Source organism: Paenibacillus sp. TSA_86.1, assembly GCF_052691815.1.
In genome coordinates, this window is the sequence record NZ_JBQZGE010000014.1 from 70,508 (window position 1) to 84,757 (window position 14,250).

Here is a 14,250-nt window from a genome sequence, read left to right on the forward strand (position 1 = left end):
CTATATTTAGGTACATAGATGGATTCCATATAACATGTGACACACATAAAAAAGACGCTAACAGAAAGGCAACTCATTCCCACAAGAATGTACGTTGTGTCTCCATTAACGTCTTATGAATTAACTTGTAATCTTGCTTACCTCACGCGAAGAGATCAAGCGGTTCTCAGTGAGCCACCTTCATCTTCTATGCTTTTAAACGAGAAACGAGGGCTCGCAGCGCATGACCCCGATGACTAATGGCTTGTTTTTGTTCCAGCGTAAGTTCAGCCATGGTCTTCTCGTACTCCGGCACATAGAAGAGCGGATCATATCCGAAGCCGCCTTCCCCTGCCGCGTCAGCCGTAATCCAGCCTTCCGCCGTACCTTCGGCTTCATACTTGTCCCCGCTTGCCGGATCGTACAGCACCAGTGCACAGACAAATTGTGCCGGGCTCAGGAGGGGCTGCTGGGAATCTTCCCCGGACTTCAGTGCAGCAAGCGCATCCAGCAGCTTCGTATTGTTCTGTGCATCCGTTGCACCTTCACCTGCGTATCTTGCCGAGTAGACACCCGGCTCTCCGTTCAGCAGTTCCACACAAAGTCCTGAATCATCTGCCAGAACGGGTAGCCCCAGCGCATCCCCCACCGTCTTCGCTTTTTTCCACGCATTCTCGGCAAAGGTAACGCCGTCTTCTACGACATCCGGCAGCTCCGGATAGTCAAACATGCTTTTGACCTCTTTACCCAGCGGAGCAAAGGCATGTGCGAATTCACGAACTTTCCCTGCGTTGCGGGTGGCAACAATGATAACCGGACTGTCCAGACTCATTTTACGCCTCACCCAGCCCGCGTGCGCCAATCTTAAGCGCGATCGGCCCGAGCACTTCTTTTTGCCGCGCGATCATCTCCAAAATTCCCTGTTCACCAAGTTCAAGCATCGCGTTCAATTCGCGGCGATCAAATGGCGCTTCCTCACCTGTTCCCTGAAGCTCCACATATTTGCCACTGCCCGTCATCACCAGGTTCATGTCCACTTTGGCTTTAGAATCTTCTTCATAGTTCAGATCCAGCACCGGTTGTTCTCCCACAACCCCTACGCTCACGGAAGCGAGGAAGTCTGTAATTGGGAACACCTGCAGTTTGTGCTGCTGGGCAATTTTGTTCACTGCGAGCGCGAGCGCGACAAATGAACCGGTAATCGACGTTGTGCGTGTGCCTCCATCCGCCTGAATAACATCACAGTCCAGCGTAATGGTACGTTCCCCGAGCGCCTGCAAGTTCACAACCGAACGAAGAGCACGGCCGATCAGACGTTGGATTTCCATCGTACGTCCCGTCAGTTTACCCCGATTCGCTTCACGCTGGTTCCGGGTGTGCGTGGCACGCGGAAGCATGGAGTATTCCGCTGTAACCCAGCCTTTGCCTTGACCTTTCATAAAGGGCGGTACACGTTCCTCTACCGTTGCCGTACAGATTACCTTTGTATCCCCAACTTCAATCAATACAGAGCCCTCGGCGTATTTATTCGTGTTAATTGTTAAATTCATCGGGCGCAGCTGTTCGCTAGTTCGTCCGTTAGATCTCATATTTTCTGCCTCCTACGACTTAAGCATCCTGTAATGTTGAACTTATTCTCTATTGCAGTCATCCTTTATATTTTACCAAAGAGTTCAATTAAAAGCACCCTTAGGCATCTCCTATCCTTTAAATCGGGATTTCGTTGATATACTCCGGCTTCGAAACAGGTGCGCTGTAATCCCGGTTATCGTCGCCTTTGACCGTTTTCTGCCCGTTCCATTCAATCTGCACTTTGGTATCTTTGCTGGCTGTATTCTCTGCGGTTGTCAGGACAACCGACTGCAGCAACTCACTTGGTACGACATCCCCTTCTCTAAACATGTCATCTTTCAGTGCAACCGTCACCGTGCCATCATCAGACGTCTTAACGGACTGGAGTTCTGTTCCACCTGTCATGACTTCTTCCAGTTCCCCGCTCTTGGCCGGCCCTTTGATTAACTCATTTAGTGCGGCCTGCACCCGGTCTCCGCCCGGAGTTACGAGACGTGTAACAGGAACATAGTACTGCACACCAGCAGGGGATGCGGCTGAAAAATAAACCGTAACCGGACTGCTGTTCGTAGTAAAGGACTCACCCAGATCCAGATTAATGCCTACTGCACGGTTCAAAGGCTCCGGCAGCGGCGTACTGTTCACAGGCATCTGGCTTAACTTTTTGCCATCCACCCAGATCTGTACATTATTTACGTCTGGCGTGCCCGTCAGCGTCCACGTCACCGCTTCCAGCATTTTACGCTCATCTTTGGCATCATATTTGGCAAAGTTACCCGAGAACTCGACAACGGCCAGTTTGTCGTCCGCATGGATCGTTACATTTTGCACAACCGTACCCTGCGGTAGTACACCTTTGAAACCTTCAGGTAACATGCCGGCGTATACTCCGCCCGTAACTAATGTATCTAAAGCGGTCTTCGGGCTGCTCACATCGGTTCCAGACGGAAGTGTTAACGAGACTGGAGCGAGCAGCCCCTGCTGGTCTTGCAAATATACGGTCGTCAGCGGAAGGGATGCGAGCGTTCCATTCCCTTCTGCAGCCTGAATCATGGCGGCTTCCTGAATACGCGGCGGCGGATCAATCGCTTCTGAAGATTGGGCACCAAACATACCACAGCCAGTCAAAACTACAGGAATACTTAATAAAGCCGCTGCTGATGCCTTGCGTAAAGATGGGATTTTTCTCATGATCACGTTCCCCCTCATCATTTTTACAGTTTGTACTACCATGTATACGAGCCTTTGATCAAAAAATAACTACTTTTTGCACAAGCCCTCGCTGAATCTGACGATCTTCATATGTAACAAACATAAAAGCAACGCAATACGGTTAATAACGTATGTAGGTAAGAAGTACACAATCATCGATATATAATCGATATATATGTTGAATGATTTTTTTACACGTTAACGGAGAGGACAGAAAAAACCTGGAAAAGCGGAGCGTTCGCCTAAAAGCTTTCTGCAAGAAAGCTACTTCGAAAGCATACGCTTATCAGCGGATTTTCACCTAGATAAAAGGTAATCAAAAAAATCTGGGGATAACAGCGATTGAAAGGTTCTTCTGTCATCGGAGTGTTCCCGTGTAAACCCTTCATTTTAGCTTATAATGACACCAAAGGAGGACTCGCCCATGGAACATCCGGAGCAGGAAAAAATCCCTTACAGTCTGAATAGCCGCAAAGTTGCCGAAGCGACAAGGGAATGGTTGCACAAACGGGGCGTCACGATCCCTGAGATCGCAGAACTGGTTATGCTGCTTCAGAAAAAGTATTATCCTGGACTAACGATGGAAGAATGCATTGAGAATGTAGAGATGGTTCTGAAAAAACGCGAGGTACAAAATGCGGTGTTAACCGGCATCCAGCTTGATCTACTGGCAGAACAAGGACAACTGATCTCTCCTCTGCAAGAGATGATTGAGAACGATGAAGGACTGTATGGCGTAGATGAAATTCTCGCCTTCTCGATTGTGAATGTATATGGCAGCATTGGATTTACCAATTACGGTTATGTGGACAAGCTGAAACCTGGCGTGTTAGAACGCCTCAATGACAAAAGCCTTGGGCCTGTGCATACGTTCTTCGATGATATTGTCGGGGCCATCGCTTCTGCCGCCAGTAGTCGTATTGCTCACCGCAAACAATCCGAGATGGAAGAGGCGCTGGGAGAAAAACCGGTCAGCGACGACAAGGTTTAGTTCTATTTCACTTGCCAGTAACGATAAGTTGGCATAAAACGGATTCGTTTTCGCGTGAATACATATCAGCCTGATATACGTTCATATGAAACGCCTCAGCAAAAAAAGCGGCCTGCATTGGCCGCTTTTCTATTCATAAATGAGGTTGTAGTTCACACCAAAGCAAAAGAGATAGAGACACTATTCCATGTAGCCATGCCTACTTGAGCTGCTCTTGTCCCAGCGGCACAGCTAATCCATAGGTTTACGCCCACTTTCGATCCCTGATCGGTTCTGATTCGGTTCGTTTGGGCCCAATCGTGATCTCCGGTCCTTTACGTTCCAGTAACAAACCGCGCAATACAGTGATACCTATAATACTTATACCTGTAAATACATACATCAAGCGCATCAGGACATGAGCCGAATCATTTCCTGTGACCATGCCATGAACAAGTAACCCGGCAAACACCGGATAAGATAACAGGTTGAACATAAACCAGCATTGGTGACCTAACTTCCGGCGCAGATCACCAGACAATAATACAATCAGCAGACCGTAGACGGCTAACGTCCCCAGCCCACTGCCAATCGGATGTACCGATGCAGTAAATGGAATCAACAGTTCACTCCAGGTAAACGGGCTGTACTGATCAATAATTAGTGTGAGTGCATGGAAGGTTCCAAGTCCAAAGGCAAGCCAGATTGTCCGTGTGTGCCACTCAGACATGAGGGCTCTCGGCTCCCCCTTTGCCATCGGTATGCCTTGAGCAATACCAAGAAACACACCCGTAAAAAGCAGCAAGTATGCGGCAACTCCACTAATTCGAATCATATCCCACGTTGGCAGATCATCTACAATCCACTGTGCCATAACCGGCTCCTCCAAATCTGCTAGAATTGTCCCGTTCCTATTCGATCAAGCTGAACCGATGATCCGGGTCAAATCCAGGCCAGCGCTCAGCAAGTATTGACGTATTACCTCTAAAATAAATGTTCCCATCCCGAGTCGTCCAAAGAACATCGTGCCGATCATAATGACGATTAAGCCAGTTCACTGCCTCCGCACTTCCCAAAATACATACGGTCTTCGCTAAAATTTCGCATTGCGAAGCATGCTGACCGACCACTGTACATTGCAAAATGTCGGTATCCGCCGGTTCCATCGTCCGGGGATCAATAAGATGATGTGTTGTATGACCATGCTCATCTTGCCACTGTCTACCCGTAATGCCTGATGTAGCGACGGCCCCTCGCTGCAGTCTAACAGCCCCATTCATACCTTGCTCCTGTGAGAATGGACTGTTCACCTCAAGTGTCCAATACTGATGCTCTGTCATCCCCCATGCCTGAACTTGACCACCTGCATTAATCATGCCCGCAGTAATCTTCAACGTCCTCTGCAACCAGTCTGCAATACGTTCTACAGCCCAACCCTTCACAATTCCACTGAGATCAAGTTCGGCTCCTGGATCTAAGTGAACCATCCGGCTGCCTTCCCGTTGTATCCAGTTCGGGCGGCTGTAGTCATACCCATATTCGCTCCTATTGACGTGTTTCGTTTCTCCTGTACGAAACAGACGCGCCAAGAGAGGCTGCTGGGAAGCTCGCTGCTGTACCTTCTCAAAGCTTATATCATATCCCGCTGAACGCAGAGCCTGTGAAATACCTGGCTGAAAAATGCCCTCCGTCTGCCCGATATATCCATAAGCCAGACTGAGTACCTCATCCATCGCAGCCGACACAGGTATCCATCCCTCACTCTGATTCAGACGATTCAGTTCACTGTCAGCCACAAAACGGCTGAAACGCTGCTCCTGTGTTTCAAACCAATTTTTGACGAGGGAGGCCGCATGTTCCGCTTGTTCTCTACCTGCCGAAAGCTGTACTTCCACCTTGGTGTTCATCGCATAAAAACAAAATTGCAGGGGACGCAGAGCCTGCTCTGTGCTGTTCATGACGCACCTGTGCGTGACCGATCATTGCCACTACTGATTCCGGAATCTGCATTCCAGTCATGTTGCCCGAATTGCTGACTGCGTGAATTGGCATCCTCACTTTGCTGATCTGCCCCCTCTGGAGACCACTCATCCATCACATCGTCGCGTGATCCAACCGAAGTTGAAGCCGTCACTCCTGTATCTGCACCTTTTGCCGCGGCATAAGCCGTATCAAAAGCATCCGAAGTTCTTACATATTGAAAGAGTGCAGCAACAGTTAACGTTGCTGCAGCCGAAGCTTGCCATTTTCTCCATTGGTTTCGTGTACGTCTTGTCATCGCGTATCCCTTCTTTCTATAGCGAAGTTCATAATTGTATGATAGGCAAGCAGGCTTAAAAGAAGCTGAATAAACCGTTAAGAGTGGCTAAAGCTTTTAAATGTGATGTCACAAAAAAAGCCCGGAACAGGTACATCCTGCTCAGGGCAACGACAAGATTGATATTCAAATCGTATGACTTCTGACTACTTATTATAATGTCGAAAAATAAATGATGCCTTCCGGTTGCTGTTCCTGGCTCACTAAGCCACGCCGGATTAATTCCTGCAAGTGAGCCAGCGTTTCGCTCATGGCAAAGCGCAGCTGATGGGTGCCAAGCCGATCACCAAACAGATGCAGGCAGATGTCATACGCGTGAGCCGAGCTTTCCTGCAAACGTTCCGTCAGTTTTGCCAGACGTTCTTCATGATGAGCAAGTAATTCGGTAGTGCGTTCCGTAAAACGGGTAAACGGATTTCGATGTCCCGGATATGCACATTCCACCGTAAGAGAACTCAGGCGCCGCAAGCCGTCCATGTACGATTGTAACGGTTCCGGGTCACTGCCCGGCTGCAAACTGATATTCGGCGAAATCTGGGGTAATACCGCATCTCCGCACAAAATCTCCCTGGATTCGGGAGCATAGAATGATAGATGACCTGGAGCATGTCCGCCCGTTTCCACAGGGATCCATGCTTTTCCACCCATACGGAGCGTACCCCCATCTGCAATGATCGTTACCTTCGGGAGCGGTGTAATCTGTGAAATGAATGTTTTCATATGTTCCTTGATTTCAACCGTCTTATGCTGCGGCATACCATGAAGAAGGTAATATTCAGGCAGCCTCTCTTCGATACTCGCTCCGTCTCCCCACATATAATCCGTTTCCTGCCGGGATCGTGCTGACATCAACACCGGTGCACCCGACATTTGCTGCATCCATCCGGACAATCCCAGATGATCAGGATGATGGTGAGTTAATACAATTTGGTGAATATCCTCAAAGGTCAGGCCGAGATTCGCCAATGCTTCTCGCCACTCCTGCTCCGTCTCAGCGGTCCGCGGTCCCGGATCAACAATGCTCGCTTGTCCATCCGGTTCAATCAAAATATAGCTGTTCACCCAGCGTAGAGGAAAAGACATGGTGATTTGAATACGGTGCATGCCCTCCGGCATGGATAATGCTTCGGTTCTTGTACGTCTCATCGGCTTCCCCTCCATTTTTAATCCGCAGGACGATGTCCCACAAAAATCATGCGCGGCGATGTCTGCTCTTCATATATCTCTTCATCGTAGCTGCCGTGAACCTGATCTAGATGGAGTTCCGCCTCCCGCAACATTCCGCTGAGCTCCTCACGCGTATAGAGCTTGACACTTTCCTTATAAATTCGCGGCTCCGTTCCGTCTGCGAGGTCCGTAATTCGAATCTCCTTTTGCACAAAACCGTCTTGTATCCTGCGCAATTCCTCAATCCGCTGTCCTTCGTCTTCGCGAACAGAGTGTGGCACCAGATGTTTCTTCACATAGGCTGTGTTGATAAAATCTATAATGAAGCTGCCTCCCGGTCTCAATACATCATGCATTGCACGCAGCACCTTCAATTGCTCAATATCCTCGGGAAAGTATCCGAACGAAGTGAAGAGGTTAACCACCGCGTCAAAACGAGCTTGTAGCGGTAGCCTGCGCATGTCGGCATGATACCACCTGACCCGATGATCGGTATCCAGTTCCCTGGCTTCGTTCAGAAGCACATCCGACAAGTCTACTCCCGTCACCTGAAAGCCAGCATCCGCAAGCGCCAGAGCGTGCCTGCCCATGCCACAGCAAAGATCGAGCACGTCTGCACCAGGATGGAGTTTCAGCCATTGAATCATTTTATGTACTTCTTCATAGGCACCGTGCACATCCCGATGTTTGTATACGAGCAGATAATCTTCGCCAAAACTCTTTTCGTACCATGCCGTCATGTAAATTCTCGACCTCCGTATTGTCAGTGGTACCCTTAAGCCATTTCAATTGAACTAAACTGGTTCTGCTCTATGTATCATTCCAAATTATTGTAACGCTTTATGCCTCAAACTCAAAATAACCCTCTAGCCCCCTCATTGAACGCTCCCATAACGCACGATATAATGTTAGACATGTCATACTCCTGCGAATCGGTTAAAAACATACAACAGGAGGTGTTCCTATGATTCGTATCGGACTTACGGGATGGGGCGATCAAGATGACCTCTATCCAAACCGTACTAAGGCAAAAGACAAGCTTAGTCTATACGGACAATATTTCTCTACAGTAGAGGTGGATAGCTCCTTTTATGCCGTGCAACCTCGGGATCGGATGGCTCGCTGGGCGGCGGAGACACCTGAGTCATTCTCGTTTATTGTGAAAGCCTACCAGGGAATGACGGGACATCTACGGGGCAAGCCTTACTTTGCCAGCACGTCCGAGATGTACAAAGCCTTTCGGGAATCGCTTGAACCTGTGATTGAAGTTGGGAAAATGCAGGCAGCCCTGTTTCAATTTCCCCCTTGGTTTGAATGTAACCGGGACAACGTGAACGAACTGCGGGAAGTGAAGCTTCGCATGGAGGGCATTCCGTGTGCAATTGAATTTCGTCACCAAAGCTGGTATGCAGACCAGATGCGTGAACGCACACTTCATTTTCTGAAGGAGCAGGGATGGATTCACAGTGTCTGTGATGAACCCCAGGCAGGGGTGGGTTCTATCCCCATTGTTCCTATTGCAACCGATCCCCGGATGACGCTCGTTCGTATGCATGGACGCAATGTATCGGGCTGGCAGCAAAACGGCGCACCAAACTGGCGTGAGACACGTTATTTGTATCGGTACAATGAGCAGGAACTGCTGGAGTGGAAAGGTTATTTGGAACAGCTGCAGGAGCAGAGTGAAGAAGTGTTTGTCATTTTCAACAACAACTCCGCCGGAGATGCCGCTACCAATGCACAGATGATGATGGAATTGTTGAGCCAGCCCGTTAAGGCATTTCCTGACCGCACCGAGCCTGAGAATGAAGAAGGGCCCGAGCAGCTGGAGCTGTTTTAGCACTACACATGATTCGCTTTATAATGAAACCAAGTGTCTGGACATTTTTTCGACCAATGTTTTATTAACCTGACAAAATGGATTACAATAGATTGAAAGCAGATTAGAAGGAGGCCTTTTTAATGAAAGAACAAGCTTATTTGGAGCAAAACCGGGACAAACATCTGGCAGAACTGAACGAATGGTTATCCATTCCAAGTATCTCCGCCATTTCTGAGCATAAAGAAGATATTCAACGAGCGGCACAATGGGCAGCAGATGCACTTACACGTGCAGGCATGGAGAATGTCGAGATTATCCAAACAGCGGGTCATCCCATTGTTTATGCAGATCATCTACATGCTCCGGGTAAACCCACAGCTCTGATCTATGGACACTACGATGTGCAACCCGTTGATCCACTTCACCTGTGGGAGACACCACCTTTTGAACCAACCATTCGTGACGGCAAGTTGTATGCTCGGGGTGCAACGGATGATAAAGGACAAATTTTTATACATATCAAAGCCGTTGAAGCGCTGCTTGCGGAAAATAAAGAACTGCCAGTCAACGTAAAATTCTGCATCGAAGGCGAAGAGGAGATCTCCAGCCCGAACCTGCCGATTTATTTGAATGACAACACCGACAAATTGCATGCAGACATGGTGTTGATCTCGGATACGTCCCTTCTGGAAAAAGGAAAACCTGCCATCTCCACGGGCCTGCGCGGCCTGTGCTCGATACATGTGGATCTGTTCACCGCCAACACCGACTTGCACTCCGGTTCCTTCGGCGGCGGTGTACCCAACGCGCTGCATGCCCTCGTCTCCCTGCTGGCATCCTTGCATGATGAGCAAGGCCGCGTGAGCGTAGATGGATTCTATGATGGCGTTCTGCCATTGTCCCCCGAGATGAGAGAAGAGTTCGTGAAGCAAGGCTTCAACGAAGAACAGCTTCGTCAAGATCTGGGACTTGCGCAACTGTACGGTGAAGAGGGTTACTCCTTTGTGGAACGTGTCGGCGCTCGCCCAACACTTGAACTGAATGGCGTATGGGGTGGTTTCCAGGGCGAAGGCAGCAAAACGGTCATTCCCAAGGAAGCTCATGCCAAAATCACTTGCCGCCTTGTCGCGGATCAAGACCCGCAACATGTGCTGGATCGCATAGAAGCTCACCTCCGTGCACATGTACAACCAGGAGCGACTTTGCAGATCAAACAGATCGAGAAAGCTTTTGCGTTCAATACCGATCCGACTGATCCTATCCTGCAAAAAGCCGCAGATGCCTATGCAAAAGTATATGGTGTGCGCGCCCTCTTCACGAAGGATGGCGGCTCCATTCCAATCGTTGAGAAGCTTTCCCGCGTGCTTGGTGTGCCTGCCGTGATGATGGGCTTTGGTCTGCCAGACGAAAACCTGCATGCACCAAACGAACACTTTAACCTGGAGAATTTCGATAAAGGGTTACTGACGGTCGTGGAATTCATGAAAAGCTTATAGTCGTTAAAAGACACGCTTACACGGAGATCACTACGCAGGGAGAACAAGCTTCCGATCGCTGTTATTCCCAGATTTCTTTGATCCCTTTTCTAAAGGGAGAAATCCGGCAATAAAGGCGAGCGCTTCGCTTCTACAGCTTTCTTCTCCCCACTCCGTTTAACGTGTAAATTTTATTTAAAGCTTATAGAGGATAAAGTATAAGAGAGCATGCTTCGCTTCTTCAGAATCAATTTCGCCCCCTCCACTACGTTATGCGCGTTACGATAAGTCGTTTTAAAGCAAAACCTAGCTTTTTTGGGGATGAAGCAGAAAAATGGAGGGCGCTCGGGTGGGCGTTCCGGTGGCGAATCGTTCTGGGCAGATGCCTTGATAACTTCATGTTGTAATAGCGTTAAAACGGTGACCTGTATGGTCATCGTTTTTTTATATTTTTAGATTTCGTTTGTGCAGTGATTAATTTAATCTCATATACAGGATAAATATGGTAATATTCTGTTAAGAGTTTGTGGAAGGACACTCTTATAGAATTATATTTTACGGGACAGCAACATCAATCTTGAGTGTAGATTACTTTTTCCAATCGGATAAGCCCCTATTGCAACCAGTCTTACAACCCGAATCTGAATGATGAGGTGAACGGTAATGTCTGCTTCTCATTTGACCAAAAACGCGCTGGCTCATTCGCTAAAATGCCTGATGGAACACACGCCGTTAAACAAAATCACGGTAAAACATCTGGTGCAGGACTGCGGTGTGAACCGCCAAACCTTTTATTATCATTTTCAGGATATTTACGCCCTGCTTGGGTGGATTTACGAAACGGAAGCAGTGGAAAGTATCCATGCATACCGCAGTTATGATACGTGGACTGAAGGGTTTTATAAAATTTTCTGTTACATCGAGAACAATAAAGCTTTTTGCTGTAATACACTTGAATCACTTGGGCGCTCTCACCTGGATGGATACCTCTATCAAGTTACGCATGATCTGATTATGGGTGTGATCGATGAACTGGCATGCGGGATCAAGGTTCGTAGCGAGGATAAAGAGTTTGTTGTTAATTTTTATACGTTGGCTTTCACAGGCATGATTATTCAGTGGATGAGAAATGACATGAAAGAACCGCCAAAACAGATTATCGATCGGCTAAGTGAACTGATTGAGGGCAATGTTCTCAGGGCGCTGCATAAGTATGAGCATAAATATGTGTACGAGTAAGTGCATCTACAAGGAAACCAGTAGTAGTAACAAAGAATAGCCGACATGCAGTACTTTAACAAAAACGAAACAACATTAAACATAGAAGGAAATATCAAGCTGCCATCCTGTTTAGGATGAGCGGCTCTTTTACCGTTATCGGGTTTGTATTGACGAGTTTAGCTGTTGTTTCGGCTGAATTTCCTATTGGTGTGAATAACTATACGCTGCATCGGCATATCATTGGCACGATTCAACCCCTAAAACTAGACATTTTTCCAAAAGTGACTAAAAATCGGACAGCTCTCTTCTTTTGATCATACCTTCTTTTCCGGTGCAGGTTTACATTGAGAATGTGAAGAATACACCATCTTTGGAGGCGATTGATCGTGAAAAAAGAACATGGCTCTAAACAGGTTTATTTTGTAGGCGGCGGTATTGCCTCCCTCGCGGGAGCGGCTTATTTGGTCAGAGACTGTGACTTCCCCGGCGAAAATATTCATATCATCGAGGAAATGTCCATTCTTGGGGGCAGCAATGACGGTGCAGGTAATCCGGAACAAGGTTACGTCATTCGCGGTGGACGGATGCTCAATGATGAAGCGTATGAAAATCTGTGGGAACTGCTGGAGACCGTCCCTTCCATCGAACATCCGGGTATATCGGTCAGGGAAGAGATTACGGCTTTTGATAATGCAAACCCTACTCATTCCAATGCACGGTTAATAAACCGCGATGGTCAGGTGGAAGACGTGTTGTCCATGGGGTTTGATATGGCCGACCGCCTGGCGATGGGAAAACTCATCATTACGACTGAAGACACGCTGGGTAAATTGCGGATCAACGACTGGTTTGCACCCCACTTTTTCCAAACGAACTTCTGGTACATGTGGGCGACGACATTTGCCTTTCAGCCTTGGCACAGTGCGGTGGAGTTCAAACGATATATGCTTCGCTTTTTTCACGAATTTCCACGAATTCAAACGCTCGAAGGGGTTACACGCACGCCCTACAACCAATATGACTCCATCATTCTACCGTTGCACCGATATTTGGAGCCGTACGGCGTAGATTTCACGCTGAAATGCACCGTTACGGATTTGGACTTCACAGAAGGCGACGGAATTACAGTAACAGCTATGCATGTGCGGCGGAACGGTGTCAAAGAAGTAATTAACATCGATGAAGGGGATTTAGTGATTGTCACGAACGGCTCCATGACAGAAGGTGCTGATCTGGGCTCCATGACATCCGCTCCCAAACTGAACGGCAAGGGCAGCTCTTGGAAGCTGTGGGAGAACATCGCGGCGAAAAAACCGATGCTGGGCAATCCTTCTTCGTTTAACGACCATGTCGATGAGTCCAAATGGGAATCATTCACCGTCACTTTCCAGGACTCGGTCTTCTTTGATCTGATGGAAAAGTTCACACGCAACCGTGCAGGTACAGGAGCACTGGTTACATTTAAAGATTCGAGCTGGTTTATGTCCGTTGTTTTGGCTTTTCAGCCCCATTTCCGCAATCAGCCTGAGCACGTCAAAGTCTTTTGGGGCTATGGGCTATACTCGGATAACGTAGGCGACTATGTGAAAAAAAGAATGTGTGATTGCACCGGGGAAGAGATTATGCAGGAGTTGATCGGCCATCTTCATTTTCAGGAGCATCAAGAGGCGATCATGGCAACAGCCAATTGTATCCCATGTATGATGCCTTATATCACCGCGCAATTCATGCCACGGCTGAACAGTGACCGGCCTCAAGTTGTGCCGGAAGGTTCAACGAATCTGGCATTTATCAGTCAATTTTGCGAGATTCCAGACGACGTGGTGTTCACGGAAGAATATTCGGTGCGCGCTGCACGGATTGCCGTATATACGTTGCTTGGCATCAATCGTCCGATTGAGCCGATCCATCAATATCAATACGATGTGCGGACGCTGTTCAGCAGTTTTGTGACTTCGTTTAGATAAGAAATGAGTTCGTAGGCTGACTTTTATTTTGCTATTGGCTGACCGCGAAGTTCGGATCCAATTACGTTCATTCATGTGAACCTCATTGCAGTATATTGAAAGAGCCCTGTCAGATCTAAAATGTACCCTTGATAAAGGACATTTTAATTCTTTGACAGGACTCTTTTTTTGAATGTATCTTTTGTAGAACTGTAAAGTATGTCTTTTGCAAAGCTGTAAGATATGTAAGAACAAACCCCATCAATAGAAGTGCCATGCTGGGCGGAACACCACCTTCGCGAAAGGAGCAAACAAAAAACTAAGGGCACCAAACAAAAAAACAAAGAGCACACCAAAAACATAGACAAAAACTAGCTACTTGATGCTCTAACGATCACCACAGAGCTTATTTCCCACTTTTAGAGTCTTTTAAAAATCTAACGATCACCAGAGACCTTATTTGCGATGGAGCTTCTCTTTTACACCCCAAAACTGCTCATTTACATGAAATAGCGTGTCTGGTGATCGTTAGAATTGAGAACACTGCGAAATAGGTCAAATAAGCTTCC

Annotated in this window: 13 protein-coding genes; 5 read left to right on the top strand and 8 right to left on the bottom strand. The window is 47.8% G+C overall.

The annotated features are described in order from the left end of the window. Nucleotides 1-187: 187 nt before the first annotated feature. The 3 genes from ACUTVW_RS21590 to ACUTVW_RS21600 form a co-directional block, all read right to left on the bottom strand. The gene (locus ACUTVW_RS21590) at nucleotides 188-811 is read right to left on the bottom strand and encodes an XTP/dITP diphosphatase (protein WP_445647652.1); all 624 of its coding nucleotides are present in this window, start codon (nucleotides 809-811) and stop codon (nucleotides 188-190) included. A 1-nt stretch (nucleotide 812) separates the two neighbouring features. Then, nucleotides 813-1,568 carry a ribonuclease PH gene (gene rph, locus ACUTVW_RS21595; RefSeq protein ID WP_445647653.1) on the bottom strand — a complete coding sequence of 252 codons (756 nt, stop codon included), beginning with the start codon at nucleotides 1,566-1,568 and terminating at the stop codon, nucleotides 813-815. A 118-nt stretch (nucleotides 1,569-1,686) separates the two neighbouring features. After that, entirely contained in the window at nucleotides 1,687-2,742 is a 1,056-nt protein-coding gene (locus ACUTVW_RS21600) for a GerMN domain-containing protein (RefSeq protein ID WP_445647654.1), read from the bottom strand. A 445-nt stretch (nucleotides 2,743-3,187) separates the two neighbouring features. On the opposite strand from ACUTVW_RS21600, the gene ACUTVW_RS21605 reads away from it, so the two are divergent. Continuing rightward, a complete protein-coding gene (locus ACUTVW_RS21605) occupies nucleotides 3,188-3,754 on the top strand; it encodes a phosphatidylglycerophosphatase A family protein (RefSeq protein ID WP_445647655.1) in 567 nt (188 codons plus the stop codon). A gap of 244 nt (nucleotides 3,755-3,998) precedes the next feature. Here ACUTVW_RS21605 and ACUTVW_RS21610 read toward each other — a convergent pair whose 3' ends face one another. The 5 genes from ACUTVW_RS21610 to ACUTVW_RS21630 all read right to left on the bottom strand — a co-directional run bounded on the left by ACUTVW_RS21610 (nucleotide 3,999) and on the right by ACUTVW_RS21630 (nucleotide 7,957). Next, a complete protein-coding gene (locus ACUTVW_RS21610) occupies nucleotides 3,999-4,607 on the bottom strand; it encodes a ferric reductase-like transmembrane domain-containing protein (RefSeq protein WP_445647656.1) in 609 nt (202 codons plus the stop codon). A 37-nt stretch (nucleotides 4,608-4,644) separates the two neighbouring features. Continuing rightward, on the bottom strand, nucleotides 4,645-5,691 hold the full coding sequence (locus ACUTVW_RS21615) for an FAD:protein FMN transferase (protein ID WP_445647657.1): 1,047 nt from the start codon (nucleotides 5,689-5,691) through the stop codon (nucleotides 4,645-4,647). Then, entirely contained in the window at nucleotides 5,688-6,011 is a 324-nt protein-coding gene (locus ACUTVW_RS21620) for a hypothetical protein (protein WP_445647658.1), read from the bottom strand. Before ACUTVW_RS21620 ends, ACUTVW_RS21615 begins: the two co-directional genes overlap by 4 nt. Before the next feature lie 192 nt (nucleotides 6,012-6,203). Then, nucleotides 6,204-7,196 carry an MBL fold metallo-hydrolase gene (locus tag ACUTVW_RS21625; protein WP_445647659.1) on the bottom strand — a complete coding sequence of 331 codons (993 nt, stop codon included), beginning with the start codon at nucleotides 7,194-7,196 and terminating at the stop codon, nucleotides 6,204-6,206. A 17-nt stretch (nucleotides 7,197-7,213) separates the two neighbouring features. Beyond that, entirely contained in the window at nucleotides 7,214-7,957 is a 744-nt protein-coding gene (locus ACUTVW_RS21630; RefSeq protein WP_445647660.1) for a class I SAM-dependent methyltransferase, read from the bottom strand. 224 nt (nucleotides 7,958-8,181) lie between these two features. Between ACUTVW_RS21630 and ACUTVW_RS21635 the strand changes: the two genes are divergently transcribed. The 4 genes from ACUTVW_RS21635 (at nucleotide 8,182) to ACUTVW_RS21650 (ending at nucleotide 13,702) form a co-directional block, all read left to right on the top strand. Then, nucleotides 8,182-9,057 carry a DUF72 domain-containing protein gene (locus tag ACUTVW_RS21635; protein WP_445647661.1) on the top strand — a complete coding sequence of 292 codons (876 nt, stop codon included), beginning with the start codon at nucleotides 8,182-8,184 and terminating at the stop codon, nucleotides 9,055-9,057. A 122-nt stretch (nucleotides 9,058-9,179) separates the two neighbouring features. Then, nucleotides 9,180-10,535 (top strand): dipeptidase, encoded by a 1,356-nt coding sequence (locus ACUTVW_RS21640; RefSeq protein ID WP_445647662.1) that lies wholly within the window; start codon nucleotides 9,180-9,182, stop codon nucleotides 10,533-10,535. A 642-nt stretch (nucleotides 10,536-11,177) separates the two neighbouring features. Next, complete coding sequence (locus ACUTVW_RS21645) at nucleotides 11,178-11,753, top strand: TetR-like C-terminal domain-containing protein (RefSeq protein ID WP_445647663.1); 576 nt, start codon at nucleotides 11,178-11,180, stop codon at nucleotides 11,751-11,753. 368 nt (nucleotides 11,754-12,121) lie between these two features. Continuing rightward, nucleotides 12,122-13,702, top strand: coding sequence for an oleate hydratase (locus ACUTVW_RS21650; protein WP_445647664.1), 1,581 nt, complete (start codon nucleotides 12,122-12,124; stop codon nucleotides 13,700-13,702). Nucleotides 13,703-14,250 lie beyond the last annotated feature (548 nt).

Coding starts and splice junctions, on each gene's coding strand:
- ACUTVW_RS21605 (WP_445647655.1), top strand. CDS start 3,188: ATGGAACATCCGGAGCAGGAAAAAATCCCTTACAGTCTGAATAGCCGC.
- ACUTVW_RS21635 (WP_445647661.1), top strand. CDS start 8,182: ATGATTCGTATCGGACTTACGGGATGGGGCGATCAAGATGACCTCTAT.
- rph (WP_445647653.1), bottom strand. CDS start 1,568: ATGAGATCTAACGGACGAACTAGCGAACAGCTGCGCCCGATGAATTTA.
- ACUTVW_RS21590 (WP_445647652.1), bottom strand. CDS start 811: ATGAGTCTGGACAGTCCGGTTATCATTGTTGCCACCCGCAACGCAGGG.
- ACUTVW_RS21620 (WP_445647658.1), bottom strand. CDS start 6,011: ATGACAAGACGTACACGAAACCAATGGAGAAAATGGCAAGCTTCGGCT.
- ACUTVW_RS21645 (WP_445647663.1), top strand. CDS start 11,178: ATGTCTGCTTCTCATTTGACCAAAAACGCGCTGGCTCATTCGCTAAAA.
- ACUTVW_RS21615 (WP_445647657.1), bottom strand. CDS start 5,691: ATGAACAGCACAGAGCAGGCTCTGCGTCCCCTGCAATTTTGTTTTTAT.
- ACUTVW_RS21640 (WP_445647662.1), top strand. CDS start 9,180: ATGAAAGAACAAGCTTATTTGGAGCAAAACCGGGACAAACATCTGGCA.
- ACUTVW_RS21625 (WP_445647659.1), bottom strand. CDS start 7,196: ATGAGACGTACAAGAACCGAAGCATTATCCATGCCGGAGGGCATGCAC.
- ACUTVW_RS21600 (WP_445647654.1), bottom strand. CDS start 2,742: ATGAGAAAAATCCCATCTTTACGCAAGGCATCAGCAGCGGCTTTATTA.
- ACUTVW_RS21630 (WP_445647660.1), bottom strand. CDS start 7,957: ATGACGGCATGGTACGAAAAGAGTTTTGGCGAAGATTATCTGCTCGTA.
- ACUTVW_RS21610 (WP_445647656.1), bottom strand. CDS start 4,607: ATGGCACAGTGGATTGTAGATGATCTGCCAACGTGGGATATGATTCGA.